This window comes from Bacillus sp. IS1, from assembly GCF_032461585.1.
In the GTDB taxonomy this organism is placed as follows: domain Bacteria; phylum Bacillota; class Bacilli; order Bacillales; family Bacillaceae; genus Bacillus; species Bacillus velezensis.
The window spans coordinates 25919-50810 of sequence record NZ_JAWCWR010000006.1 but is presented as its reverse complement, the minus strand read 5'-3'; the positions used below and the strand labels follow the sequence as shown (position 1 = coordinate 50810).

The 24892-nt window shown below is 48.7% G+C and carries 25 protein-coding genes; 9 read left to right on the top strand and 16 right to left on the bottom strand.

Annotated features, from left to right (window positions below):
* Positions 1-76: 76 nt before the first annotated feature.
* Positions 77-1465 (bottom strand): succinate-semialdehyde dehydrogenase, encoded by a 1389-nt coding sequence (gene gabD / locus RUW00_RS18260; RefSeq protein WP_007410282.1) that lies wholly within the window; start codon positions 1463-1465, stop codon positions 77-79.
* Positions 1466-1570: 105 nt separating this feature from the next.
* Positions 1571-2878: a 4-aminobutyrate--2-oxoglutarate transaminase gene (gene gabT / locus RUW00_RS18255; RefSeq protein WP_094296379.1), complete on the bottom strand. Its 1308-nt coding sequence runs from the start codon at positions 2876-2878 to the stop codon at positions 1571-1573.
* 107 nt (positions 2879-2985) lie between these two features.
* On the opposite strand from gabT, the gene gabR reads away from it, so the two are divergent.
* Positions 2986-4395: a MocR-like transcriptional regulator GabR gene (gabR, locus tag RUW00_RS18250; protein WP_280144847.1), complete on the top strand. Its 1410-nt coding sequence runs from the start codon at positions 2986-2988 to the stop codon at positions 4393-4395.
* Between the two features lie 26 nt (positions 4396-4421).
* Here the strand turns inward: gabR and RUW00_RS18245 are convergent, their stop codons facing one another.
* Positions 4422-4736, bottom strand: coding sequence for an ArsR/SmtB family transcription factor (locus tag RUW00_RS18245; protein ID WP_012116810.1), 315 nt, complete (start codon positions 4734-4736; stop codon positions 4422-4424).
* 141 nt (positions 4737-4877) lie between these two features.
* On the opposite strand from RUW00_RS18245, the gene RUW00_RS18240 reads away from it, so the two are divergent.
* The 4 genes from RUW00_RS18240 to RUW00_RS18225 all read left to right on the top strand — a co-directional run bounded on the left by RUW00_RS18240 (position 4878) and on the right by RUW00_RS18225 (position 8406).
* A complete protein-coding gene (locus tag RUW00_RS18240; RefSeq protein ID WP_014416909.1) occupies positions 4878-5165 on the top strand; it encodes a putative quinol monooxygenase in 288 nt (95 codons plus the stop codon).
* Positions 5166-5181: 16 nt separating this feature from the next.
* Positions 5182-5928 carry an oxygen-insensitive NADPH nitroreductase gene (gene nfsA, locus RUW00_RS18235; protein ID WP_014416908.1) on the top strand — a complete coding sequence of 249 codons (747 nt, stop codon included), beginning with the start codon at positions 5182-5184 and terminating at the stop codon, positions 5926-5928.
* Positions 5929-6088: 160 nt separating this feature from the next.
* Positions 6089-6964, top strand: coding sequence for a TetR/AcrR family transcriptional regulator (locus RUW00_RS18230; RefSeq protein ID WP_015239157.1), 876 nt, complete (start codon positions 6089-6091; stop codon positions 6962-6964).
* Positions 6965-6981: 17 nt separating this feature from the next.
* Positions 6982-8406 carry an MDR family MFS transporter gene (locus tag RUW00_RS18225; RefSeq protein ID WP_280144846.1) on the top strand — a complete coding sequence of 475 codons (1425 nt, stop codon included), beginning with the start codon at positions 6982-6984 and terminating at the stop codon, positions 8404-8406.
* Between the two features lie 41 nt (positions 8407-8447).
* Here the strand turns inward: RUW00_RS18225 and RUW00_RS18220 are convergent, their stop codons facing one another.
* Genes RUW00_RS18220 through RUW00_RS18205 form a run of 4 tightly spaced genes read right to left on the bottom strand, consistent with a single transcriptional unit; the run spans position 8448 to position 12056 of the window.
* Positions 8448-9392: a siderophore ABC transporter substrate-binding protein gene (locus RUW00_RS18220; RefSeq protein WP_012116805.1), complete on the bottom strand. Its 945-nt coding sequence runs from the start codon at positions 9390-9392 to the stop codon at positions 8448-8450.
* Between the two features lie 21 nt (positions 9393-9413).
* Positions 9414-10172, bottom strand: a complete 759-nt coding sequence (locus RUW00_RS18215) for an iron ABC transporter ATP-binding protein (RefSeq protein WP_012116804.1) — start codon at positions 10170-10172, stop codon at positions 9414-9416.
* Positions 10166-11113, bottom strand: a complete 948-nt coding sequence (locus tag RUW00_RS18210; protein WP_014416905.1) for an iron chelate uptake ABC transporter family permease subunit — start codon at positions 11111-11113, stop codon at positions 10166-10168. Before RUW00_RS18210 ends, RUW00_RS18215 begins: the two co-directional genes overlap by 7 nt.
* Positions 11103-12056 (bottom strand): ABC transporter permease, encoded by a 954-nt coding sequence (locus RUW00_RS18205; RefSeq protein ID WP_015239156.1) that lies wholly within the window; start codon positions 12054-12056, stop codon positions 11103-11105. Before RUW00_RS18205 ends, RUW00_RS18210 begins: the two co-directional genes overlap by 11 nt.
* Positions 12057-12469: 413 nt before the next feature.
* Between RUW00_RS18205 and RUW00_RS18200 the strand changes: the two genes are divergently transcribed.
* The gene (locus RUW00_RS18200; RefSeq protein WP_072177353.1) at positions 12470-13834 is read left to right on the top strand and encodes an aspartate kinase; all 1365 of its coding nucleotides are present in this window, start codon (positions 12470-12472) and stop codon (positions 13832-13834) included.
* 79 nt (positions 13835-13913) lie between these two features.
* Complete coding sequence (locus RUW00_RS18195) at positions 13914-14024, top strand: YjcZ family sporulation protein (RefSeq protein WP_369878517.1); 111 nt, start codon at positions 13914-13916, stop codon at positions 14022-14024.
* Positions 14025-14174: 150 nt separating this feature from the next.
* Here the strand turns inward: RUW00_RS18195 and phrC are convergent, their stop codons facing one another.
* From phrC to yclJ, 4 genes are all read right to left on the bottom strand, one after another.
* On the bottom strand, positions 14175-14294 hold the full coding sequence (phrC, locus tag RUW00_RS18190) for a phosphatase RapC inhibitor PhrC (RefSeq protein WP_003156334.1): 120 nt from the start codon (positions 14292-14294) through the stop codon (positions 14175-14177).
* The gene (locus RUW00_RS18185; protein ID WP_014304340.1) at positions 14278-15426 is read right to left on the bottom strand and encodes a Rap family tetratricopeptide repeat protein; all 1149 of its coding nucleotides are present in this window, start codon (positions 15424-15426) and stop codon (positions 14278-14280) included. Before RUW00_RS18185 ends, phrC begins: the two co-directional genes overlap by 17 nt.
* A 158-nt stretch (positions 15427-15584) precedes the next feature.
* Positions 15585-17012, bottom strand: a complete 1428-nt coding sequence (yclK, locus tag RUW00_RS18180) for a two-component system sensor histidine kinase YclK (protein ID WP_088056326.1) — start codon at positions 17010-17012, stop codon at positions 15585-15587.
* Positions 16999-17682, bottom strand: a complete 684-nt coding sequence (gene yclJ / locus RUW00_RS18175; protein ID WP_014416901.1) for a two-component system response regulator YclJ — start codon at positions 17680-17682, stop codon at positions 16999-17001. Before yclJ ends, yclK begins: the two co-directional genes overlap by 14 nt.
* A 212-nt stretch (positions 17683-17894) precedes the next feature.
* Between yclJ and RUW00_RS18170 the strand changes: the two genes are divergently transcribed.
* The gene (locus RUW00_RS18170; RefSeq protein WP_061861849.1) at positions 17895-19328 is read left to right on the top strand and encodes an ABC transporter permease; all 1434 of its coding nucleotides are present in this window, start codon (positions 17895-17897) and stop codon (positions 19326-19328) included.
* Between the two features lie 14 nt (positions 19329-19342).
* Entirely contained in the window at positions 19343-20026 is a 684-nt protein-coding gene (locus RUW00_RS18165; protein WP_022552585.1) for an ABC transporter ATP-binding protein, read from the top strand.
* Positions 20027-20129: 103 nt separating this feature from the next.
* Here the strand turns inward: RUW00_RS18165 and RUW00_RS18160 are convergent, their stop codons facing one another.
* Genes RUW00_RS18160 through RUW00_RS18140 form a run of 5 tightly spaced genes read right to left on the bottom strand, consistent with a single transcriptional unit; the run spans position 20130 to position 24892 of the window.
* Entirely contained in the window at positions 20130-21476 is a 1347-nt protein-coding gene (locus tag RUW00_RS18160; protein WP_061861848.1) for an MmgE/PrpD family protein, read from the bottom strand.
* Positions 21473-22624, bottom strand: coding sequence for a M20 peptidase aminoacylase family protein (locus RUW00_RS18155; RefSeq protein ID WP_061861847.1), 1152 nt, complete (start codon positions 22622-22624; stop codon positions 21473-21475). The genes RUW00_RS18160 and RUW00_RS18155 overlap by 4 nt, the downstream gene beginning before the upstream one ends.
* Positions 22625-22640: 16 nt before the next feature.
* Positions 22641-23390: an amino acid ABC transporter ATP-binding protein gene (locus RUW00_RS18150; protein ID WP_003156349.1), complete on the bottom strand. Its 750-nt coding sequence runs from the start codon at positions 23388-23390 to the stop codon at positions 22641-22643.
* Between the two features lie 13 nt (positions 23391-23403).
* Entirely contained in the window at positions 23404-24078 is a 675-nt protein-coding gene (locus tag RUW00_RS18145) for an amino acid ABC transporter permease (RefSeq protein WP_007410261.1), read from the bottom strand.
* A gap of 22 nt (positions 24079-24100) precedes the next feature.
* Positions 24101-24892, bottom strand: coding sequence for an amino acid ABC transporter substrate-binding protein (locus RUW00_RS18140; protein ID WP_014416894.1), 792 nt, complete (start codon positions 24890-24892; stop codon positions 24101-24103).

The following is a 24892-nucleotide window of genomic DNA, read 5'->3' as shown; positions in this document are numbered from 1 at the left end:
CTGCCGGCGATATTCACCGGCAGACTGCTCAATAAAAACAGCCCCGCTTAGAAGCGGGGCTTTCTTTTCGGGCTCATTAAAGTCCGATAGACATGTATTTGGTTTCCAGGTACGGTTCAATGCCTTCCGTACCGCCTTCACGGCCGATGCCGCTTTCTTTCATTCCTCCGAACGGCGCTTGAACCGCGGACGGACCGCCGTCATTCCAGCCGATGATGCCGTATTCAAGCTGTTCAGAAATATAAATGCCGCGGCGGTAGTTTTCTGTGAAGAAATAAGCCGCAAGCCCGAACGGCGTATCGTTCGCAAGCTTGATCGCTTCATCAATATCTGAGAACGTAACGATCGGCGCAACCGGGCCGAATGTTTCTTCATGCATGATGTTCATGGATGTATCTACGTTTGACAGCACGGTCGGCGTCACGAAATAGCATCCTTTTTCATCGTTTTGGTCATACGTTCCGCCCGTCAGCACTTTTGCGCCTTTTTCCACGGCGTCATTAATTTGGCCGACGATTTTATCGAAGCCTTTTTTGTTGATGACAGGGCCGACGTTTACGCCTTTTTCAAGACCGTTTCCGACTTTGAGTTTCGCAGCTTCTTCACTCAGTTTTTTCGCAAACTCGTCTTTCACGGATTCGTGTACGATCAGCCGGTTTGCACAGACGCAGGTTTGGCCGGCGTTTCTGAATTTAGAGGCCATTGTTTGGGCTACCGCCAGATCAAGATCAGCGTCTTCATCCACGATCAGCGGCGCATGTCCGCCAAGCTCCATTGACATATGTTTTACGGTGTCGGCGCTGTTTTTCATCAGGATTTTGCCGACAGGCGTTGAGCCGGTAAAAGTAATTTTGCGGATTTTCGGGCTGCTGGTGAAGACGTTTCCGATTTCGGCTCCGTCACCGATCACCACTTGCAGCACGTCCTTCGGAATTCCCGCTTCATATGCGAGACGCGCAAGGGCGTAAGCGGAAAGCGGCGTATCCTCCGCCGGTTTGATGATGAACGTACAGCCTGCCGCCAAAGCGGGCGCGGCTTTTCTTGTAATCATCGCATTCGGGAAATTCCACGGCGTGATCGCGGCTACCGGGCCGACCGCCTGACGGGTGACGACAATCCGTTTGCCCGTTGTCGGCGCAGGTACGGTTCTGCCGTAAATCCGTTTTGCTTCTTCGGCGAACCATTCAATATAACCGGCGCCGTATAAAACTTCTCCGACCGCTTCTTCGTACGGTTTGCCGTTTTCTTTCGTAATTAATTCCGCAAGTTCTTCTTTATTTTCAACAATCAGCTCATACCATTTTCTCAAAAGTGAGGCACGTTCTCCCGCTGATGTTTTGGACCATGATTGAAACGCTTGATGTGAACGTTCAATCGCTTTTTCAACATCTTCGGCCGTCTGCTGGGGGATGCTTTCGATCGCCTCTCCCGTTGCCGGGTTGTACACTGTTAATTGTTCTGGCATATTGAACATTCCTTTCTTTGCTATAGTAAAGCCATTGAATGCTTGTTGATGTATCTCACACTTTCATGATAGCAGACACATCCGCCGGCATTCCAATAATTGAACTCACAGAGCTGCTTCGATAATGGAAAGGCCTTCTTTGAGCTGCTCATCCGTCACGACAAGCGGCGTCAGGAATCTGATAATGTTGCCGTTAATGCCGGCCGTCAGCAGCAGCAGTCCGTTCTCGTTCGCCGTTTTAGCGATCGCCGCGGCTTTCGCTTTGTCCGGTTCCCGCGTGTCCGGATCTTTGACAATTTCGATGGCCGCCATCGCACCGAGTCTGCGCACTTCTCCGATGCAGGCATGCTCTTTTTTCCACTCGAGCGCTTGATGCTCGATGATCCGGCCGATCTCCTCGGAACGCTGATTCAGCCCTTCTTCTTCAATAATATCCAAGACCGCAAGCGCAGCCGCACAGCCGAGCGGGCTTCCCGCATATGTGCCCCCGAGTTCACCCGGCGCGGCGGCATCAAGCATTTCCGCCCGGCCGATGACGCCGCTCAGCGGCAATCCGGCCGCAAGTGATTTGGATACGGTGATCAAATCCGGAACGGCCCCGAAATGCTCAATCGCAAAATACGTTCCCGTTCTGGCAAAACCGGTTTGAATCTCATCCGCTACAAAAACGATGCCGTGTTTTTTACAAAAAGCGGCGACGTGCTGCACGAAACGTTTTGACGGAATGATGAAGCCGCCTTCTCCCTGAACCGGCTCCATTACGACACAGGCGACGGTTTCCGGTGCAACTGCGGCGATAAAGAAATCCTCAAAAGCGCTGATGATAAAGTCGTCATACTGCTCGTCGCTCATGCCGGCCGGCTTTTGATAATAGTAAGGAAACGGCGCCTGATACACCTCTGAGGCAAATGGGCCGAAACCGAATTTATAAGGCTTCACCTTGCTCGTCATGCTCATCGTCATGTTCGTGCGGCCGTGGAACCCTCTTGTAAATGACACGACAGCCTGGCGCTTCGTATATTTTCTGGCGATTTTCACGGCGTTTTCCACCGCTTCCGCTCCCGAATTGAGAAAAATCGCTTTTTTCGCATGATCTCCCGGCGCAAGGGCGCAAAGTTTTTCGGCCAGCTCAATATAAGACGGATACATCATGACGTTAAATCCCGGGTGAATCAGATCCTCCGCCTGTTTCTTCACGGCCTCCACCACTTTCGGATGGGAATGGCCGACATTCAGCGTTCCGATCGCTCCGGCAAAATCAATGAATCGTCTGCCGTCCAAATCGTACAAAAGCGCCCCTTCCCCTTTTACCGCCATGCCGCGGTTTCCGTTGCCGACCCCCTTGGAAACGAATTGATCCCGTTTTTGCTGCCACTGGGCAGTTGTCACTTCCGTTGATGCTGTTCGACTCATAGATTCCATCCCCCTGCATTGTTTTCTTATCATTCTGACTTCTTTTTGGTATGATGAAAAGTACCAAAATTAATTTATCCATGGTATCAGAAAGGGGCAGGGTCTGGATGCTGACGATTTCCATTGATCATTCGGAAACGGCGGATTATATCTATCAGCAGATCTATCAGCACATAAAAGCGGCTGTTTTGAAGCGCAGCCTGATGCCTCATACAAAGGTGCCGTCTAAACGGGAGCTTGCCGAGACGCTGAAGGTCAGCGTGAATTCAGTGAATTCAGCTTATCAGCAGCTGCTTTCGGAAGGTTATTTATATGCAGTCGAAAGAAAAGGCTTTTTCGTGGAGGAAATTGATACGGTTTATCATGAAGAAGCGCCTTCGCTCCTATTGCCTGATGATTTGAAAGAGCGGGAGACGGATAAAAGCGGCTGGATTTCGTTTTCTCATATGAGCGTGGATACGGCGCATTTCCCCCTGAAAAGCTGGTTCCGCTGTGAGCATAAAGCAGCCGCCCGTTCATTTCATACACTCGGAGAACTCGTCCACCCGCAAGGTTTATATGAAGTCCGTGAAACAATTTCGCGGCTTATTTCCCTGACAAGGGGCGTTACATGCCGCCCGGAACAAATCGTGCTCGGGGCGGGCACGCAATTGCTGGTGCAGCTGCTGACTGAACTGCTGCCAAAAGACGCGCTCTACGCCATGGAGAACCCGGGATATATGAGGATGTACCGGCTGCTGCAAAACCTCGGGAAAAAGGTTGCGACGATCAGCCTTGATGAAAAAGGCATGTCCATGGACGAAATCGAAAAACGCCGGCCCTCTGTATTGATCACCACGCCTTCCCATCAATTCCCCTCAGGCGTGATCATGCCCGCTTCCCGGCGGATTCAGCTTTTAAACTGGGCCGCCGAACAGAACGGCCGCTTCATCATTGAAGATGATTATGACAGTGAATTTAAATATGACGCCGATACGATACCGGCGCTTCAAAGCCTTGACCGGTTTCAAAATGTCATCTACATGGGGACCTTTTCAAAATCCCTTTTCCCAGGTCTGCGCATCAGCTATATGGTTCTGCCGCCCGGGCTTTTGCGGACGTTCAAAGAGAGAACGTATGACCTGCATACGTGCAGCACGCTTGCCCAGCTCGCGCTGAAAGAATTTATCGAATCAGGTGAATATCAGAAACATATTAAAAAGATGAAGCAGCATTATAAGAACATGCGGGAACGCCTCATTTCGGCTTTGGAAGAAACATTCGGAAAAAGAATCAGTGTAAAGGGCGCCAATGCGGGGCTTCATTTTGTCACTGAGTTTGACTGCGCCCGTTCAGAAAAAGAGATATTGGCACGGGCGGATGCAGAACAGCTCGATCTGTTTGCGATGAGCCGGTTCCGTCTGAAAACGGGAGGCGATTCAAATAAGCCGCAGCTCATTCTGGGATTCGCCCGCCTGAAGGAGAGCGATATTCAAGAAGGCGTCTACAGGCTTTACCGGGCAGTTTTCGGCGCATAAAAAAACCCCCGGAATTCGGGGACTTATTACCAGCGGTCCGGCTCTGTCTGCAAAATCGCCTCCAGCAGGCCGGGAAACGCCGCTTGTAAATCATCTTTGCGCAGGGAATAATAACGGTGCTTCCCGTCTATGCGCACTTGGGCGATCCCCGCTTCCCGCAGCACTTTGAAGTGATGGGACAGCGTTGATTTAGCGACCCGGACATCAGCGCAGGTTCCGCACGTTTTTTCTGTTGTTTCCGCCAATTGTTTGACCAGCTCTAAGCGGAGCGGATCACTCAGAGCATGAAGAACCTTTGTCAGCTGTAAGCGTTCGGTTTCAGGATGGTTTGGAATGTTCATGAGTCAAATGTAACACATAAAAGCGGCGGGTGACAATTTAGGCGGTGAGGGTTTTTCCTTTACCATTCGCAGCGAAACATGTTACAGTTAGTTCGATAATATTCGAACTATAACAAATTAACCCAATCAGGAGGAATAACAATGATCGTCTTACAGGCTTACATGAAAGTAAAAGCGGATAAACGCGAGGAATTTTTAGGAGAAGCGCAATCACTTGTTCAGCATTCACGCGCGGAAGAAGGAAATGTGCAATACGATCTTTTCGAAAAAGTCGGTGAGGAAAATACATTCGTCATGCTTGAGCAATGGAAAGATGAAGAAGCGATGAAATTCCACAACGCAACTGACCATTTCCAAGGATTTGTGGCAAAAGCAAAAGAACTGCTGAGTGCGCCGCTTGACGTCGTCCGCACAGAACTGTCAGAGTAACGAAAGGATGAATGACATGAACGAAGTCCTTCAATTATTAACAGACCACCGTTCCATCCGCAGCTACACAGATGAACCCGTATCGGATGAACAGCTGGATCTTATCATCCAAGCCGCTCAAGCAGCGCCGACTTCCATTAACGGCCAGCAATTTACCGTTATTGCGGTGAAAGATAAGGAACGGAAGAAAAAAATATCCGAATTGGCTGGCGGCCAGCCGTGGATTGACCAAGCGCCGGTTTTCCTTTTATTCTGCGCTGATTTTAACCGCGCCAAAATTGCGCTTGAAGAATATAATGATACACCGCTTGAGATCACGAACGGTTTAGAGTCCGTCTTAGTCGGAGCCGTAGATGTCGGGATTGCGCTGGGTACGGCAACGGCTGCGGCTGAATCAATGGGACTCGGCACTGTGCCGATCGGCGCCGTGCGCGGCAAGCCGGACGAACTCATTGAATTGCTGAAACTTCCGAAATACGTTTTCCCGGTTTCCGGTCTCGTCATCGGCCATCCGGCAGACCGCTCCGCGAAAAAACCGCGTCTGCCGCAAGCAGCCGTTCTGCATCATGAAACGTATCAAGAAGAAGATGTAAGAACACATATCGAGGCCTATGACAAGCAGATGTCCGAATACATGAAAAAACGCACCGACGGACAGGAAACGAGAAACTGGTCACAAGGCATCACCTCCTACTATAAGCAGCTTTATTATCCTCACATTCGTGAAATGCTTGAAAAACAAGGGTTTAAGACGGATAAATAAGCGGATCAGCCTGCCGGAACACTCCGGCAGGTTTTTTCTATTTCTCAAACAAAAGCGTTGACACTATGTAAAAATTTTTGTTAATATTTTCATCATATACTCATTGGTTTTCTGTGAACCGATGGGTTTTCTATTGTGACGAAAGAAGGAATCTGGGCTTATGAATGATAAGAAAACGGATATTCTGCTGGCGGCAAGAAAGCTTTTTTCCGGGAAAAGCTTTTCGTCAGTTTCGATGCAGGCGATCGCAGAGGAGTGCAAAGTCTCCAAAGCATCTTTATATAAGCTGTTTGAATCAAAGGAAGACCTGCTTCTGGAGCTGCTCGACTTTAACCAGAAACAGATGGTAGCCGCCGCTTCATTACTGAATGAAGAAACAAGCCTCTCCCCTGAGGAACGGTTTGCCAAAAAACTGATGGCTGAGCTTGAAGGCTTCAGGCGCAATCAGCAGTTTTTTAATATGCTGATGTACGGAAGCCCCTCTTCCATTAATGAGCGGGTAAAACGGCATATTCACAGGGCCCGCTCCACCTTTATCTGCTGGCATCGCGATTCACTGATTCAGACGTACGGCGAAGACATTATTCCTTATGTATGGGAGCTGGTGATCGTCCTGCAGGGGCTCCTGAGAGAATGCATCACGCTGATTAAGCTGGAAAAAGAACCGCTCGCCCTGGAGCCGCTCACGGAGTTTATCATCCGCCATCTCAATCTCATCGTCGAAAACAGGACAACCGAAACCGCTTTGCCTCAGGAGATGATTGACCTTTATATCGCCTCCGCTTCCTCATTTGAGCCGAAAGACAAAACCGTATTGCTGGCTGAAAGCCTGAAGGAACTGAAAGAAGCCGTCTCAGCCCTTCCGGAGGAAAAATATGACGCCGCAGGACTCGCTTCCGCGGCGGCTATGCTGGAGAAAGAATCAGCGGACAAACAGCCGCGGGATTTTCTCATCAAAGCGCTCATCGGTTATTTGGAGCAGGCCGGACCGCTGCACCAGCCGCTTGCAGCCGTTAAAACATTGCTCAAACTATAAAGAAAGAAGGAATCAGCTTGAATAAGAGTATTAAAACTGCACCATACAACCGCTCTGTCATTGTCGGGATTCTTTTGGCGGGTGCGTTCGTCGCCATTTTGAACCAGACACTGCTTATCACGGCGCTGCCGCACATTATGAATGACTTCAATATAGACGCCAACAAAGCGCAATGGCTGACAACGTCGTTTATGCTGACGAACGGGATTTTGATTCCGATTACCGCATTTTTAATAGAGAAATTCACAAGCCGCACCCTCTTGATTTCCGCCATGAGTATTTTCACGGCGGGCACCATTGTCGGCGCATTCGCCCCGAACTTTCCGGTGCTCTTAACGGCCCGGATTATTCAGGCGGCCGGCGCCGGAATTATGCTGCCTCTCATGCAGACGGTATTTCTCACGATTTTCCCGATGGAAAAGCGCGGCCGCGCCATGGGTATGGTCGGCTTGGTTATTTCGTTCGCGCCGGCGATCGGCCCGACGCTTTCCGGATGGGCGGTCGAAGCATTCTCTTGGCGGTCTTTGTTTTATATTATCTTCCCGATCGCAGTCATCGATTTGCTTTTAGCGATTATTCTGATGAAAAACGTCACGACATTACGAGAAACACAGATTGATATTTTATCTGTGATCTTATCGACCCTCGGATTCGGCGGTCTGCTTTACGGCTTCTCAACCGCCGGTTCATCAGGGTGGACCAGTACTGAAGTGCTGACTTCACTGCTTGTCGGAGCGGCCGCGCTGATTTTCTTTATCGCAAGACAGATGAAGCTCAAAAAACCGATGCTGGAATTCCGCGTGTTTTCTTTCGGGATTTTCAGCCTGACCACCCTGCTCGGAACGCTTGTCTTCGCGCTGCTGATCGGAACGGAAACCATTCTCCCGCTTTACACGCAAAAAGTCCGGGGCGTATCCGCGTTTGATACCGGATTAATGCTTTTGCCGGGCGCGATTGTGATGGGGATGATGTCTCCGTTTATCGGCCGGGTGTTTGACAAAATCGGCGGAAAAGGCCTTGCGATGACCGGATTCTTCATCATCCTGCTCACGTCCCTGCCGTTTATGAATCTGACGGACTCGACGTCTCTCATTTGGATTGTCGTCGTTTATACCGCGCGGCTTTTGGGAACAGCCATGATTATGATGCCGGTGACGACAGCGGGGATCAACGCCCTGCCGCGCCACTTAATTCCGCACGGCACAGCCATGAACAATACCGTCCGCCAAGTCGGCGGTTCTATCGGTACGGCGCTGCTGGTTTCCGTGATGAGCAGCCAGGCCGCGCACGCAAATGCGTCAACTCCGGCAAACGCCGCCCTGCACGGCATGAATGCGGCATTTGTCGTAGCCGCCTGCATCGCGCTGGCCGGCTTCCTCCTATCTTTTATATTGAAGAAAAAACCGCGTCAGCCCGAGCAGCAGCAGGCCGTTACGCGGTAAACCAAAAAGAACCCGATCACGTATGTGACCGGGTTCTTTTTTTACTTCTCGATTCCGTCTTTTACTTCTTTCACCATTTGCGCCATGGATTCCAGGCCGCCTCCTGATAAATACCATGTAGCTGAATCAAGGTAGACAACATGGTTGTTTTTCACGGCTTTCACCGATTTTACATAATCATTCTCAACCACTTGTTTTGTTGAAGATTTTGTGCCGATCGCTGTTCCGCGGTCAACGACAAACATGTAATCAGGGTTTGTTTTGGCGATATATTCATAGGAAATGCTTTGTCCGTGCAGTGAGGCTTCAATGTTTTTGTCAGCCGGTTTGACGCCGAACACATCATGAATGAAGCCGTATCTTGATTTAGATCCGAACGCGCTGATTTTGCCGTCGTTCGCCATCACCACTAACCCGTTTTTATCCGTGCTGCTTGTCTTTTTCTTCAGATCCGCAATAGATTTGTCAATTTTCGCTAGCTTATCTTTCACTTCATTTTCTTTGTTAAAGATTTTGCCGATCACTTCGGTGTTGTGCTTGAATCTGTCAACGTAGTTTGTATAGTCATCATCAAGATAAATCGTCGGCGCGATTTTTGAGAACTCTTTATAAGAATCAGATTGTCTGTGGGCGATAATGATTAAATCCGGATCAATATCCGCGACTTTTTCAAAATCCGGTTCTTTTAAACCGCCGGTATTGGCGTATTTATCACTTTTATATGAAGATAAGTATTTTGGAAGGTTTTGTTTCGGAAGTCCCGCCACGTGATCCTGTAAACCGAGTTCATCCATCGTGTCCAGCATTCCGAAGTTGAATACGACGACTTTTTTCGGATTCTTCGGCACTTTGACTCCTTCTTTGTTCAGGTCATCTTTGATTGTGATTGTTTCTTTTGATTTGCCTGATGTTTTGTCCCCGTTTCCGCATGCAGAAACAACAAAAATCGTAACTAGCGCAATGAATAGCAATGCGAATTTTTTCATGATTTTCACCTCATCTGGTTTTTAAGAAAAGTACACACCGATCCGCTGACTGTCAATCTCTTGAATCGGGATGGTCATATCATAAATATCTTCAAGCACGGAGGTTTCAATGATCTCCTCCGCCGGCCCTTCTTTGACGATCCGGCCGTTTTTCAGAGCGACGATATGGTCTGAATATACGGATGCGAAGTTGATATCGTGAATCACTACGACGACCGTTTTTCCGAAGTCTTCCACAAGCCGCTTCAACAGCTTCATCATTTCAACGGAATGCTTCATATCTAAATTGTTCAGCGGCTCGTCGAGAAAAATATAGTCCGTATCCTGAGCGATGATCATCGCGATAAATGCCCTCTGGCACTGGCCTCCGCTGAGCTGATCGAGGTATTTATCCTTTAATTCATCCAGCTTCATATAACTGAGGGCCTGGTTGATATGCACCCAATCTTCATCCGTCAGTTTCCCTTGGGAATACGGAAATCTGCCGAAGCTGACCAGGTCTTTAATTGTCAGTCTGATATTGATTTGGTTCGTCTGCTTCAAGATGCTGATTTTTTTCGCCAGATCGTTGCTTTTACAGGCCCCGATCTCTTGCCCGTCGACCGTGATTTCCCCGGAATCCGTCTTAATCAGCCGGCTCATGATAGACAGCAGCGTGCTTTTTCCCGCGCCGTTCGGACCGATAAATGAGGTGAGCCTGCCCTTTTGAATGGATAGAGACGTTTTCTCAAGGACGGTTTTCCCTCCGTATTGTTTGCTTACATTTTTGACCTCTACCATGATTTATTCTCCTTTAACAGCAGATAGATAAAATAAATCCCGCCGGCAAAATTAATGATGACGCTCAGCGTCGTGGAAAACGTGAACACTTTCTCCACGACGAACTGGCCCCCGACGAGCGCGACGATGCTGATCAGGACAGAACCCGCGATTAAATACGTGTGCCTGTAGGTTTTTAAAAACTCTCTCGCCAGATTGACGACAAGCAGTCCTAAAAACATAATCGGCCCCACAAGAGCCGTAGAGACAGACACAAGAATGGCGACGACAATGAGCATCTGTTTCACAAGCTTATCGTAGTCAATCCCAAGGTTGACGGCGTGCTCTCTGCCGAGGGACAGCACGTCAAAAAACCGCGTGAACCGCCAGACATAAATGCCCGTCAGAAGAAAGACAGCACCGGCAAACCATAAAAGATCGGTGTTGATATTGTTAAAGCTGGCAAACATTTTGTCCTGAACAACCTGGAACTCATTCGGATCAATCAGCATCTGCATAAAGGATGACAGACTGTTGAACAGCGTGCCGAACACGACGCCGACAAGCAGAAGAAAAAACACGTTCCGCCCCTCGCCTTTAAACATGAGCTGATACAAAACGAGTGACAAGAGCACCATCAGCCCGACGGAGATGACGAAATTAAGATTTTTGTTCATCATGACGATATTCATTGAACCGAACAGGAACACGATGACGGTCTGAATGAGCATATACAGGGAATCGAGGCCTAAAATGCCCGGTGTCAGTATGCGGTTATTTGTAATCGTCTGGAAGATGACCGTTGAAAACGCGATCGCTCCTCCGGTGAGCATCATGGCAAGCACTTTGAAGCATCGTCTCGGCAGGGAGTATTCCCAATTGCCCAGTCCGTAGAACAGGAAGAATCCGATACATATCATGGCGAGCGCTGCCAGCAGCGTAATTTTTTTATTATGACTCATATGCTTTTCTCCTTAACAGCATATACAGGAAGATGCCGCTGCCGATAACACCGACCATCAGGCCGATGGAAATTTCATACGGGAAGATGATCACCCTTCCCAAAATGTCGCAAAACAGCACAAAAACAGCGCCCAGCAGAGCGGTGTGAGGCAAGCTGCTCCTCAGGTTGTCCCCTTTGTAAATCGACACCATATTGGGAATGATCAAACCGAGAAACGGCAGCATCCCGACGGTCAGGATCACCAGTGAAGCGATGAGCGACACGATAATCAGACCGATATTGACGACGCGTTTGTATTTCAGGCCGAGATTGACGGAAAAGCTCTCTCCCATTCCCGCCACCGTAAATTTATCCGCATACACATAAGCGATGATCACCAGCGGGATACTCAGATATAAAAGCTCATACCGGCCTTTGACGACCAGTGAAAAATCTCCCTGCAGCCAAGATGACAGGTTTTGGATCAGATCGTATTTATATGCGATAAACGTGGCGATTGAGCTGACGATGTTCCCAAGCATTAAACCGACGAGAGGAATAAAAATCGCATCATTGAACTTGATTCTCTCGAGGATTTTCATGAAAAGGAAATTTCCCGCCAACGCGAAAACGAAAGCGATAGACATTTTCACAAGCGGACTCGCTGACGTAAAAAGCATTAATGAAATCAAAATTCCGAGCCTTGCCCAGTCCATCGTTCCCGCAGTCGTCGGCGATACAAATTTATTCCGGCTGATCTGCTGCATGATTAATCCGCAGATGCTCAGGCTCATGCCGGCGATGATAATGCTCACCAAACGCGGCAGCCGGCTGTCAAATAATGTACCTGCCTGTTCTTTATTTAAATGAAAAATATCCAGCGGCGACAAATCTTCTACACCGATAAATATAGAAGTACACGCCAAAACCGCCAGTAGCAAAAGTAAGTAACGTAGCTTCATGCTGCCTCCCTGCACCCATCACAAACGGTATGACTGATTGCCAAACAACTCCCATATATCCCACTCGTAATGATTATCATTATCAACGACAATTATAATCTTATCATCTTTCCAAGCGCAGTCAATACAGTTTTGCTTTCAAAAGCGGTCATCCGCGGGCCGTACACTAAATTGTCTTACAATCAGTCTATCAAGAATTTGCAGGATTTTCTATAACCTTCATTTGGCTGCTTATCATTTTTTGCACATGATGACACGCTTGAGGGAAACAAATCTGACAAACAGCGGCAAAATTCCTCCATGAAAATACAAATGTTCTCCCCACGTAGAAAAAATCCTTGATTTACATGTTTGAAAGAGAGATAATAAAAATTAAATTTGTGAGAAAATTTAAATATTAGGGGATGTAAATCATGAAAGTTGTAAAATTCGGAGGCAGCTCTCTTGCGTCAGGAGCCCAGCTTGAGAAAGTGTTTCAAATCGTGACGGCTGATCCCGCGCGGAAAGCCGTCGTCGTATCGGCACCGGGAAAACGCTTCTCGGACGATACAAAGGTGACGGATCTGTTAATCCGCTGTGCGGAGCATTATTTACAAAAAGGTGCAGCGCCCGGGCTTGCCGAAACGGTCATTGAGCGGTACGCCGCCATCGCGCGTGAGCTGAACCTGGATTTCTCTATTATAGAAAGAATCCGCAGTGACCTATTCGCTCTCTTAAACAGCTGTAAAACCAATCCCGAACAATATATGGATGCGGTGAAGGCGAGCGGCGAGGACAACAACGCGAAGCTGATCGCAGCCTACTTCCGGCGCCAGGGCGTGAAAGCGGAATACGTAAGTCCGAAAGAAGCGGGGCTGTTTGTGACGAATGAACCCGGAAGCGCGCAGGTGCTCCCTGAGTCTTATGATCATTTGTACCGCCTGAGAAACCGGGAAGGCTTGATCATTTTTCCGGGATTTTTCGGTTACACGAAGGAGCATGAGATTGTGACGTTTTCCCGGAGCGGTTCTGATATTACCGGCTCCATTCTCGCCAACGGCTTAAAAGCTGACCTGTACGAAAACTTTACTGATGTGGACGCCGTCTATTCCGTCAACCCGTCAATCGTGCGGCATCCGAAAGAAATTAACGAACTGACGTATCGGGAAATGCGTGAGCTCTCCTATGCCGGATTTTCCGTTTTTCATGATGAAGCGCTGATTCCCGCATTTCGGGCCGGCATCCCCGTTCAGATTAAGAATACGAATAATCCGGATGCGAAAGGAACACGCGTCGTCAGCAGCCGTGACAATACGAACGGGCCAGTCATCGGCATCGCAAGCGACACGGGCTTTTGCAGCATTTACATAAGCAAATATTTAATGAACCGGGAAATCGGTTTCGGCCGCAAAGCCCTTCACATTTTGGAGGAAGAAGGATTGACGTATGAACACGTTCCATCCGGCATTGACGACATCACAATCATCCTTCGGCACAATCAGATGGACTCAGAACTGGAACACAGGCTCGTCACCCGTCTGAAGCAGGAGCTTCAAGCAGATGAAGTCACAGTCAGGCACAATCTGGCGCTGATTATGGTCGTCGGGGAAGCGATGCGCCATAATGTCGGCACAACCGCCAGGGCATCCAAAGCACTGTCGGAAGCCGGCGTCAACATCGAGATGATCAATCAAGGGTCCTCGGAAGTCAGCATGATGTTCGGAGTGAAAGAAGAACAGGAAAAACACGCGGTGCGGGCGCTGTATGACGAATTTTTCGCCGGAGTCTTACTCTCATAGGACACCGCCTCTTTTTTCTCTTGTCCACTAATATCCCTTACAAAGCAGCTTCTTTTACATATTGTATGGTATAGACAATATGGAGGTGAAGCTCATGTCAGGATATTCAGGAGTCAGCTCTTTCGCTTTGATCGTTGTTTTATTTATCCTGTTGATTATTGTTGGTACTGCCTTCGTTGGCGGTTTCTAAGCATCACTCCGTCTATATGAGGACGCTGCGGGTTTTGACCTGCGGCGTTTTCTTTTGTTTTCCGCCGCTGTCCGAGCCCGGCCGCGCAAAAAAAAAGACTGCCGGGAATATTCCCAGGCAGTCTTTTCCTTTGTTCAGGTTATTTTCTTCTCACGTCATTCCTCTTTCAGCTACATGGAATTCAGCCTGATCTGTCTGGCCTGCACCTGTCACTGTAAAAATCGCGGCGGCTGCTAAACAAATAACAAACCATTTAGATTTCAATTTCATACAAACCCTCACTCCTTTGTATTTGTTTCCTTGCCTCTTCGACTTTCAGAAAATAGTCAGAAGAAATTTTAAAGCAATTTTGTTCATAGTAATATTTAGCTGCTTCTAGTGCTAAATCCTCTATATCGGCGTATAAATTTTTATCTTCCAGGTAACGGAAACACGCGCTGATTGTTTCCTCATCCGGTTTCGCCTGATACAGAGCCTGCAGCCATTCGAATTTTACCGTGTAAACGGGATCGTCTGTTTCTTTAGCATATTCATATCCCCGCTTGTGATATTCCGACGCTTTTTCTTTTTTTCCGAGTTTAAAGTAAATGAGTGTGATTAGAAAATATGCTTGAGGAAGAGAATTGACGATTCTTTGTGATTCAAATGTATCGACCGCCCGTTCAAAGTACGGAATCGCTTCACCGATGCGGTCCTGATTGTAGTAGCACAGTCCGAGGTTATACAGCGCCCTCCCGACAAGCTGCGCTTTTTGTTCTTTTTCGGCCATTTGCAGAGCGTGCTGAAAATGTTTGGCCGCCTGTTCAAAGCGCCTTTCATCCATTAAATTGACGCCGAATACAAAATGGCATTGAATGATCCGGACGTTATATGTGTCCTGCTCTACGTAAATTTCATAAGCGTTTTTTATATGTATCAAAGAAAAATACGTTTGTTTCATATGATAATAAGCTTCGGCCACTTTAAAATAAAACTCCGCCCGTTCCACGTGGTCCGATACGAAGGCCAGTTTTTTCTCAGCTTGTTTATAATATGTAATCGCTGAGATAAATTCTCTTTTATCAAATTCAAACATGCCTTTGAAAAAGTTGACATAATAATCGAGAAGCCCTTTGAGGCCGGCCTGGCTGTTATCAATGTTATCAAGAATTTCCGACAGGGTCGGCTGGTCTTCTATCTTCAGTTTTTCCAGCGGCTCCAAGTAGTCCAGCATCAGCTGATGGCGAAATTCCATGAGGGAATAATAAAGCACTAAGTTTGAATCAGGCTCCATACGGTCAAGCTCTTGTTTGATCTCGGCTTTCAAGATCTCCGCATCCGGCACGCTGAATGTTCTGATGTATCGATACCACTCGTTAATTTTCTGCCCGACTGCTGAAGAAGGAATTAACCCGCTCTTCATTCCTTCACCCTCCCCATCCAAGACCTGTTTACCAGTTATTTTATCACGTTTCCGTCTCTTTCCATCCCGAAAAACACGCAAACTTTGTTTCGGCAGAGCGCAATTTTCCGAGTGGAGTTAAAACAGACGGCGGCCAGACGGGACCGCCGGTTTCAAGATTATTCATTTTTCGTATTCAGCGGAAGGCGGATTGTAAAGGTCGTGCCTTTTCCTTTTTCGCTGTCAATATCTATCGTACCCTTGTGCATTTCGACGAGCTGCCTGACGATGGACAGGCCGAGTCCGTATTCGCCGTATGCCGTATTCCTCCGGGACACGTCCGCCTTATAAAACCGCTCCCATATATGCTCAATTTCTTCTTTGGAGATACCGATCCCGGTGTCTTCGATTTCAATCACCGTTTCTTTATAGCCTTCATACCCGCGCAGCGTGATGTCTCCCTTTTGCGTAAATTGAATACTGTTTTTCGTGATGTTGACGAGAATCTGGATCAGCCTGTCATAATCGGCGAACACTTTGACGCCGTCCTCCACTTGAATACGCAGCTGATTTTGTTTTTCCTCCGCCTGCTGATTGAGATGCTCTTTAATAATTTCAAACACCTCGATGAGCGGCAGGCTGAGCTTGTCCAGTTTGATTTGCTGGGATCTGATTTTTTCATAATCCAGGTTTTCTTTCACGAGCCTGAGCATCCGCTTCGTTTCTTCGCTGATCAGCGAGAAGCATTTCTCTTTATCTTTTTCCGGGATGGTGTTGCTGTTAAGCCCCTCCACAAGTCCGTTAATGGTCGTCAAAGGCGTTCTCAGCTCATGGGAGACATCGGCGATAAATTGGCGCCTCCGTTTTTCAAGGCGGTCAATCTGCTCTCTCGATTGCTTCAGATTTTTGGCCATGATGTTGAAATCGGACGCCAGCATGCCGATTTCATCGCCGCCGCTGTTTTTAAGAGAAATATCGTAATCACCGGATGCCACTTTTCCGGTCGCATCCCGCAATGTCTGAATCCGCTTGACGTGAAATTTAGATAAAAGCCAGCTCAGCAGAATCGTGATGATAAGGGTGCTGATGATCGCGTAAATCATATAGCGGTTGACCTGGCTGATCATCTGCTCGACCCCTCTGACGGGAGACACGAGCAGCACCGCTCCTTTAAATTGATCGTTGATAAAAAGCGGTTTTGCGACAAGCGATACTTCTAAGCCTTCCGTATTAAAACGGTTCATCTCCGCTCTGATCTGAACGGTTTTCCCTTGCTTCAGCATGTGCCACTCTTTACTTTTCAGCTTCTCGCGCGGCGGCATATCGTCAGGAAAAAAGTAAGGCTGCTGATGTTCATCAAAAATAATAAACCTGGTCTCGCGCGTTTTTAACATGTCCTGATACGGATACAGGCGGCGCAGATCAAGATCGCGGCCGTTCAGCTCACTTGTGATCTGCTGGGCGTAAGATGACAGCTCATCCACTTTATTTTGATACGCAAAATCTTTCACAAAGTGCGAAAACAGGGAAATGATGATGAAAAAGGCCAAAATCAAAATGCTGACATGGCTTAACAGCAGCTGATATAAGTATTTAATCCTCATCAAATTTGTATCCTACCCCCCACACCGTGTATAAAAACGGTTTTTCGTCACTGGACAGTTTTTTGCGCAGCCGTTTAATATGAACATCAACCGTACGTTCATCGCCGTAAAATTGATAGCCCCACACCTGCTCAAGCAGCTGCTCTCTCGAAAAGACCTGGCGCGGGTTTTGTGCGAGATAAAAGAGCAGATCGAATTCCTTCGGCGTCAGATTCTCGACAGGTTTTCCGTGCAGAAACACTTCCCGCGTCTTCTTATTGATTGAAAAACACGCCGTTTCGATCAAGTCGTCGCTTTTTACGGCCTGCCCCGTCGCCCGGTATCTTCTGATCACCGCTTTAATCCGCGCTACCAGTGTCAGCGGGCTGAACGGCTTAGTGACATAGTCGTCGGCCCCCATTTCAAACCCGATCACCTGATCAGACTCCGTGTCCTTGGCGGTCAGCATAATAATCGGCACACTGCTCGTCTCTCTTATTTTCCGGCAGATCGTCACTCCGTCCATGGATGGGAGCATAATGTCCAGAATGACCAAATCCCAGTCCTCTTCCGTGAACCGCTGATAGCCTTCCACTCCGTCATGGACAAATTCGGCTTCAAACCCTTCTTTAAAAAAGAACATTTCCGTCATGGTGCATACGCTTATATTATCTTCTATCATTAATATCTTCATTTGTTCCTCCGCTTATCTTGACGCTTTTTCTTATAATAGCACCATTTTACCCGGATGTTTTCGGGTTTCACAAATGTTAGTTTTTATTTCATCACCCGGAAATAGTTTGTTCATATTTTTTTCATACATTTCTCCTACTATATACATATCGGATGGCCGGTGCTAAAGAAGGCCGGTTTTACAAGATCTGACATCCATACGGAGGAACAGACATGAACTTTATAAAAAGAGCCTTTTGGAGCATGAAGGCAAAAAAGGGAAAAACATTTTTGCAGCTGGTTGTGTTTTCAGTGATTTGCATTTTTGTCCTGTCCGGTCTTGCGATCCAGTCAGCGGCAAAGAAATCAAGCGAACTGGCAAGGCAGCAGCTCGGCGGGAGCGTCACACTCCAGGCTGACCGCCAAAAGCAAATGGCGCAGCAGCAAAAAGACGGTGAAAAGAGGACGTTTGAATCAACACCGATTTCCGTCTCAGATGCCAAGAAGCTTACATCTTTACAGCATGTTAAAAATTACAACTTCCTCACGACAGCGTCAGCAAATGCAGAAAGCTTTGATGCGATAAAAAGCTCAGGCGAATCAGCCGATAACAGTTCCGGCGCCGGCCGTTTTCAAGGCGGCGGAAGACAGATGATTTCAGCGGATATCTCGATCGAAGGCGTGCTCTCTACGGCATTGCTTGATGATTTCACGGACGGGAGCTCAAAAATCACTGACGGACGCGCCATCACAAAAACAGATGCGGACGCAAAAGTCGCCGTGATTAATGAAACGCTGGCAGATCAAAACAAGCTGAAGGTCGGCGGCTCCATTACCGTTTCTTCAGCAGCGGATGATTCTGTGAAAACGAAGCTTAAAATTGTGGGAATCTATAAAACAACATCATCAGGAGACGATCAGGCACAGCATTTTTCATTCTTAAATCCTGACAATAAAATCTATACGCCTTACACCGCCGCGGCGGCGTTAAAAGGGTCTGATAACAAAAACAAAATCAGCTCAGCCGTTTATTATATGGATGATGCCAAATATATTGACTCATTCGTTGCGGCTGCGAAAAAAACATCTGTAGATGATAAAACCTACGCGCTGACGACAAATGATCAGGTGTATCAGCAAATGGTCGGCCCGATTGAAAATGTCACGTCATTTTCTAAAAACGTGGTATACCTTGTATCCATCGCGGGCGCGGTCATTCTTGGGTTGATCGTGATGATGTCGATCAGGGAACGTAAGTATGAAATGGGTGTCTTGATGGCGATCGGCGAAAAGCGCTGGAAGCTCATCGGACAATTCTTAACGGAAATTCTGGTTGTCGCGGTTATCGCCATCGGGATCGCATCCGTCACGGGCAGCCTTGTGGCGAATCAGCTCGGAAATCAGCTTCTTTCCCAGCAGGTCAGCTCAGCCGGTGATTCGCAGCAAACAAGCGGCTGGGGCGGAGGAGAAATGCTGCGGGGAGGCGGCATGTTCGGTCAGCATTCATCCGGCGCGGATGTCATCAGTACAATGCAGGTAAACGTCTCGCTGAATGACCTTCTGATTCTTAGCGGAATCGGCGTCGCAATTGCCGTCATTGCCACATTACTGCCGTCTGTATCAGTCATGCGGCTTCACCCTAAAACGATCCTGACCAAGCAGGAATAAGAGGAGGCAGCATAATGAGCCTATTAACCTTTCAACAGACCGGCTACTGGTACCAAGACAAATCACAGCCGCTGTTTCAGGATATAACGATCAGCTTTGAAAAAGGGAAGTTTTATACAATTGTCGGCGCCTCCGGAACGGGAAAAACAACGTTTCTGTCTCTGGCGGGCGGCCTTGACACACCTAAAGAGGGAAGCATCCTTTATAACGGAGAAGACATCTCCAAAATCGGATTAACCAAATTCAGAAATCAATATGTCTCTATCGTCTTTCAATCTTATCATCTGATCCCGTATATGACGGCGCTCCAGAATGTCACAACGGCGATGGAGATCACCGGCTCTAAGGAGAACAACAAAGATGCGTTCGCGCTCAGCATGCTGAAAAAAGTCGGCTTCACCGAACAGCAGGCCCGTCAGCGGGTGCTGACATTAAGCGGCGGACAGCAGCAGCGCGTTTCAATTGCGCGGGCTTTCTGCTGTGACACGGATTTGATTTGCGCGGACGAGCCGACGGGAAATCTCGACGAGGATACGTCAAAGGAAATCGTCCGGCTCTTTCAGGACTTGGCGCATAAAGACGGCAAATGCGTCATCATGGTTACGCACGACGAACAAATTGCCAAAGTTTCGGATATCAACATCCGCTTATCAAGAGGAGGTTTCACGGTAAAAGAAAACGGCACGGCCGTTTCCTGATACCGCGCCCCTGCCAGCGCAGACAGGGGCGCACCCTATATCCCCCTATTCAATAGAAGTGAACGTAAAAAGAGCGAGGGCTGCATCCCCCCGCTCTTTTTATTTATATCAGCTGTAAATAACGGTCAATATTTGATTGTCCGGCTGCTTTGATCAATTCTGCCGCCTTTTCCTCTTCCCCCGGCAAAGCGAGCCGGAGTTTGTCTTCAATGTCTTTTTCAGAAAGGCCGTTTCCCGGCGCTCCCTTCGGACAGTCGATACGTGTTTCATAGACATGACCGCCGGAAGCCGTAACCCGTACAATTGTAAAACGGCCCTTCGGAACGGCGTTTTCAGCCGGCTGAATTTGTTCATCGCAGCTGCGGTGAATCCGCTCAAATCCTTTTTGAAAGGATTCCGGAATCGGCTCGGATGTGAAATGTTCAACTGAAAAATCCTTACCGTGCAAAGCTAAGGTGATCACATATTCTACGCTGAACCGTCCCGCTTCGCCTGTTTTCGGGCGCCGTTCTGTCAATGCGGCGTCACCGCCCGGCGGATAAATCACGTCGATCCGTTCCGTTTGGCCGAAAGTGAGACCATGTTCGGCCTTCAGCTTGAGAATGGCGTCCGCCGCATGATGAGCCGCCGAGCAAAACGGATAAACCTTAAACCAAAGTCCCGGGCTCACGATCCGCCAAGGTTTTCCCCACCCGTTTACAAGCAGGGTTTCTGCCCGTTCAAGATCGCCGTACAGTCCGAAAAAACCTTTCTCCCCGTCGAGCGCATGAACTGAGCCGCCGAAACCGGCCTTTGCAAGCTTTACGGCGAACAATCCGGCTTGAGCGGCCAGTCCGGCGTGGAGCGGCTTCATTTCTGTCCCGAATTGCACTCTCATGCCTCCGGAACGGGCAGCCGCAAACCCGATTGCTTTCTGCAATTGGGTTTGATTCAGATTCTCTGCGAATCCGACGGCGCACGCGGCCGCAATGGCACCTAACGTTCCTGTATTGTGCCAGCCTTTCTCGTAATGATGCCTTCCAGCTGACTCGCCGAGCCGCGCCATCACTTCGATCCCCGTCACATAAGCACCGAGAAAACGGCTCTTGTCTATCCGGCCGGCTGATGCGGCTGCAATCAAAGCCGGAAGGATGACTGCGCTCGGATGTCCTCTTACATCAGAATGAACATCGTCAAAATCAAGCGCATGTGCGATGAATCCATTAATGAGCGCGGATTGGGACGGCGTGGTTTTTTGATTTCTGCCGATAAGCGGCGCTATCGGCACCCCGCCTTCTTCTTCGGCCAGTTTTACCAGCTTCTCAACCCCTTTATCCCGTCTCCCCGCAAAGGCTGCCGCTGTAAAATCAAGCAGTCCTTTGCGCGCTTCTTTCATCGCTTCAGCGGATGTTTCCGGCACAGACGACATGACGGCCTGAGCAAGCCCGGCCGTCAGATTTTCCGTATTCAATCCGTCTGCTCCAATACGTTGACGGCCAGCCGGGCGAAAAACTCAGCCGCTGCCGGGAGCGCTTTTTCGTCGAGTGTGAAGGCGGGATGGTGCCATTCTTCTGTTCCGTTTGTTCCCATCCAGACGAAAAAGCCGGGGATTTTTTCTTGATATAACGCGAAGTCTTCGCCGCCGGGCGACTGTTCTGCCCGAACGGTTTGAAGCCCGAGATCTTCAGCCGTTTGTTCCGCCGCCTGAATGAAACGGGCGTCGTTCATCACTGACGGAAGGTAAGGGTACCAGCGGAATTCGGCCTCTGCCCCGAACCCTGCCGCGATTCCTTCGGCAACCCGCTTCATATGTTTCGGAACAGCGGCCCGCGCTTCTTTTTGAAACGTCCGGACGGTACCTTCCATTTCAACATGGTCCGGGATGACATTCCAAGAGCTGCCGCCTTGAACTCTTGTGATGCTGACGACGGCATTGTGAAGCGAGCTGATATTTCTGCTGACAACCGATTGCAGGCCGCCGATGATCTGTCCTGCCGCCTGAATCGGATCAATGCTGTTGTCGGGGATTCCGGCGTGGCCGCCTTTTCCTTTAACAGTGATTTCAAAGCGGTCGACACTCGCCATCAGCGGGCCTTCTTTCAGACCGACCGTGCCGACGGGGAGGTCAGGTTTGTTATGCATGCCGAATATCGCCGATACACCGTCAAGCGCGCCGGCTTCAATGACCTGTCTTGCTCCGGCGGCGATTTCTTCCGCGGGCTGAAAAATAAACCGCACCGTTCCTTTCAGCTCATGCTTTCTCTCATTTAATAAGAAAGCCGTGCCGAGAATAGATGCCGTATGGAAATCATGGCCGCAGGCGTGCATCACGCCGCTGTTTCGCGAAGCAAACGGAAGGTTTGTTTTCTCTTCGATCGGCAATGCGTCGATGTCCGCTCTGACGGCGATGACGGGGCCGCTTTTGTCTCCTTTGATTTCAGCGATCACTCCGGTTTGAAGTTTCGGCACATCAAGAACCGTGATTCCTTCTTCCTCCAGCCAGCGGCGGATTTTATTCGTCGTTTCGTATTCCTCGCCTGACAGCTCAGGGTGTTCATGAAGGTCGCGGCGGATATTGATTAAACGTTTGTTTAATGATTCATACGTTTCATTTGCCATTTCTTCTTCTTCCCTTCTAGACAAGTTCGGCGGGCTCTCCCACTTGCTTAATGAATTTTTTCGTCCGTTCGTTCTGCGGATTGTCAAACAGCTCTTCCGGCGTTCCCTGTTCGATGATGCGTCCGTCCGCCATAAATATGACCTTGTCGGCCACTTCACGAGCAAAAGCCATCTCATGCGTGACAATGATCATGGTTGTCTGTTTTTCGGCAATTGATTTGATGACTTGGAGCACCCCGGCTACAAGCTCAGGGTCAAGGGCCGAAGTCGGTTCATCCAGTAAAATCGCGTGAGGATCAACGGCCAAGGCGCGCGCAATCCCGATCCGCTGCTGCTGTCCGCCTGACATCGTAATCGGGTAGCTGTCCGCTTTGTGTTCTAAACCGACTTGCCGCAGCAGATCCATACCGATCTGTTCCGCTTCTTTTTTCGGTTTCTTTTGCGCGGTGATCAGCGCCTCTGTCACATTTTGCAGGGCGGTTTTGTTTTTGAACAGGTTGTAATTCTGAAACACCATCGCCGTCTGCTGGCGAAGCTTATGAACGTCTTTGCGCGAATAGGACGCTGCATTCAGTTTTGCATCACCGATTTCAATGATGCCGTCATCCGGGCGCTCCAGCAGATTCAAACAGCGGAGGAGCGTTGATTTTCCCGAGCCTGACGGGCCGATGATGGCCGTGACTTCGCCGCTTTTGATCTCAAGATCGATCCCGTCAAGTACGGTAAGGTCTTTAAATGCTTTTCGAATATGTCTGACTTGTATCATCCTGAGCCTCCTCCTATGTGCGATAAGGCTTGCTGATCGCCCGTTCGAGCAGATCCTGCAGCACACTGTAAATAATCGTAAGAATCCAGTACATGACCGCGACGGCTAAATACGTCTCAAAATATTTGAGGTTGCCTGATGCGTACATTTTTCCTTGGGCGAACATTTCCATCACTCCTAATGTAAAGGCGAGCGATGTTTCTTTTAACAGGCCGATAAATGTATTTCCCGTCGCGGGAAGCGCGTTTCTGACGGCTTGCGGGAAAATGATCCGTCTGTACGCCTGGGATTTTGTCATTCCGACAGACAGACAGGCTTCAAGCTGCCCCTCATCGACTGAGTTGAGCGCCGCGCGGAAGATTTCAGCCAAGTAGGCGGCATTTTTCAGGCTTAACCCGATAATCGCCGCAGTTAACGCCGTCATCTTGCTCATTCCGGGAAAGAGCTGAGGCAGGCCGTAATAAATTAAGAAAAGCTGCACGAGCGTCGGCACGCCCCGGAAAAATGAAATATACACCTTTGACAGCTGGTGAAGCACAGGAACACGATTTTTTGTGATAAGCGCTAATATAAGGCCGCCGATCACGGCAAATACCATGGCCGCGACGGCCATTAGTAATGTGATCGGCAAGGCTTCGATTAACGCGGGAAAAGCTGAAAACATAAATCCCCAATCAATGCTGTTCATTCTCGATTTTCACCGCCGTTTCTTAATGCTTTGCTTCCGTTGTGATATCTTCGTTAAAGTACTTTTCAGACAGCTTTTTCAGCGTGCCGTCTTTTCGCAGGTCTTCAATGGCTTTATTTACTTTTTTGCGGATTTTATCGTGAGCCGCATCTTTCGCAAACGGGAAAGCGACTTTTTCATAGACAATCGGGTCTCCTGCTAATTTCAGAGGCAGACCGGTCTTTTTGATCTGGGCGATCAGGACGCTGCGGCTGTTTACATAAGCGTCAACCCGTCCGTAAGCCACGTCTTTCAGCGTGCCTTCTTGTGTTTCATACGTTTTAATGTTGATTTTTTTATCCGGGTCCTTGCTCTCAAGGTTTTTCGCGTGGTTTGAGCCCAGAACGGCCGCCACTGTTTTTCCTTTTAGATCGTTGACTGATTTGATGTCTTTGTTATCGTTTTTGACGACGATTTGAGTGCCCGCATACGAATACGGTTCTGTGAAGTTATACGTTTTCTTGCGTTCGTCCGTGACAGCGACCTGGTTAGAGATGGTATCGAGTTTGCCGGTCTGGAGCTCTCCCATCAGACCGCTGAATTCAAGCAGCTTCCAGTCCAGTTTCATGTTGATTTTTTTCGCGACGGCTTCCATGACATCCACGTCAAAGCCGGTCAGCTTGCCGTTTTCTTTATATGCGAACGGATAGCTTTGTCCGGTGGCGCCTACATGCAGTACGTTATCGCCGCCTTCGCTTTCTTTTCCGTTTCCGCATGCTGATAAAACCGCCAAAAGCGCGGCAGACAGCAGCAAAGCCCATGTTTTCTTCTTCAT

Bases quoted from the DNA above. Each gene is read 5' to 3' on its own strand.
- gabD (WP_007410282.1), bottom strand. From the start codon at position 1,465: ATGCCAGAACAATTAACAGTGTACAACCCGGCAACGGGAGAGGCGATC.
- gabT (WP_094296379.1), bottom strand. From the start codon at position 2,878: ATGAGTCGAACAGCATCAACGGAAGTGACAACTGCCCAGTGGCAGCAA.
- gabR (WP_280144847.1), top strand. From the start codon at position 2,986: ATGCTGACGATTTCCATTGATCATTCGGAAACGGCGGATTATATCTAT.
- RUW00_RS18245 (WP_012116810.1), bottom strand. From the start codon at position 4,736: ATGAACATTCCAAACCATCCTGAAACCGAACGCTTACAGCTGACAAAG.
- RUW00_RS18240 (WP_014416909.1), top strand. From the start codon at position 4,878: ATGATCGTCTTACAGGCTTACATGAAAGTAAAAGCGGATAAACGCGAG.
- nfsA (WP_014416908.1), top strand. From the start codon at position 5,182: ATGAACGAAGTCCTTCAATTATTAACAGACCACCGTTCCATCCGCAGC.
- RUW00_RS18230 (WP_015239157.1), top strand. From the start codon at position 6,089: ATGAATGATAAGAAAACGGATATTCTGCTGGCGGCAAGAAAGCTTTTT.
- RUW00_RS18220 (WP_012116805.1), bottom strand. From the start codon at position 9,392: ATGAAAAAATTCGCATTGCTATTCATTGCGCTAGTTACGATTTTTGTT.
- RUW00_RS18215 (WP_012116804.1), bottom strand. From the start codon at position 10,172: ATGGTAGAGGTCAAAAATGTAAGCAAACAATACGGAGGGAAAACCGTC.
- RUW00_RS18210 (WP_014416905.1), bottom strand. From the start codon at position 11,113: ATGAGTCATAATAAAAAAATTACGCTGCTGGCAGCGCTCGCCATGATA.
- RUW00_RS18205 (WP_015239156.1), bottom strand. From the start codon at position 12,056: ATGAAGCTACGTTACTTACTTTTGCTACTGGCGGTTTTGGCGTGTACT.
- RUW00_RS18200 (WP_072177353.1), top strand. From the start codon at position 12,470: ATGAAAGTTGTAAAATTCGGAGGCAGCTCTCTTGCGTCAGGAGCCCAG.
- RUW00_RS18195 (WP_369878517.1), top strand. From the start codon at position 13,914: ATGGAGGTGAAGCTCATGTCAGGATATTCAGGAGTCAGCTCTTTCGCT.
- phrC (WP_003156334.1), bottom strand. From the start codon at position 14,294: ATGAAATTGAAATCTAAATGGTTTGTTATTTGTTTAGCAGCCGCCGCG.
- RUW00_RS18185 (WP_014304340.1), bottom strand. From the start codon at position 15,426: ATGAAGAGCGGGTTAATTCCTTCTTCAGCAGTCGGGCAGAAAATTAAC.
- yclJ (WP_014416901.1), bottom strand. From the start codon at position 17,682: ATGAAGATATTAATGATAGAAGATAATATAAGCGTATGCACCATGACG.
- RUW00_RS18170 (WP_061861849.1), top strand. From the start codon at position 17,895: ATGAACTTTATAAAAAGAGCCTTTTGGAGCATGAAGGCAAAAAAGGGA.
- RUW00_RS18165 (WP_022552585.1), top strand. From the start codon at position 19,343: ATGAGCCTATTAACCTTTCAACAGACCGGCTACTGGTACCAAGACAAA.
- RUW00_RS18155 (WP_061861847.1), bottom strand. From the start codon at position 22,624: ATGGCAAATGAAACGTATGAATCATTAAACAAACGTTTAATCAATATC.
- RUW00_RS18150 (WP_003156349.1), bottom strand. From the start codon at position 23,390: ATGATACAAGTCAGACATATTCGAAAAGCATTTAAAGACCTTACCGTA.
- RUW00_RS18145 (WP_007410261.1), bottom strand. From the start codon at position 24,078: ATGAACAGCATTGATTGGGGATTTATGTTTTCAGCTTTTCCCGCGTTA.
- RUW00_RS18140 (WP_014416894.1), bottom strand. From the start codon at position 24,892: ATGAAGAAGAAAACATGGGCTTTGCTGCTGTCTGCCGCGCTTTTGGCG.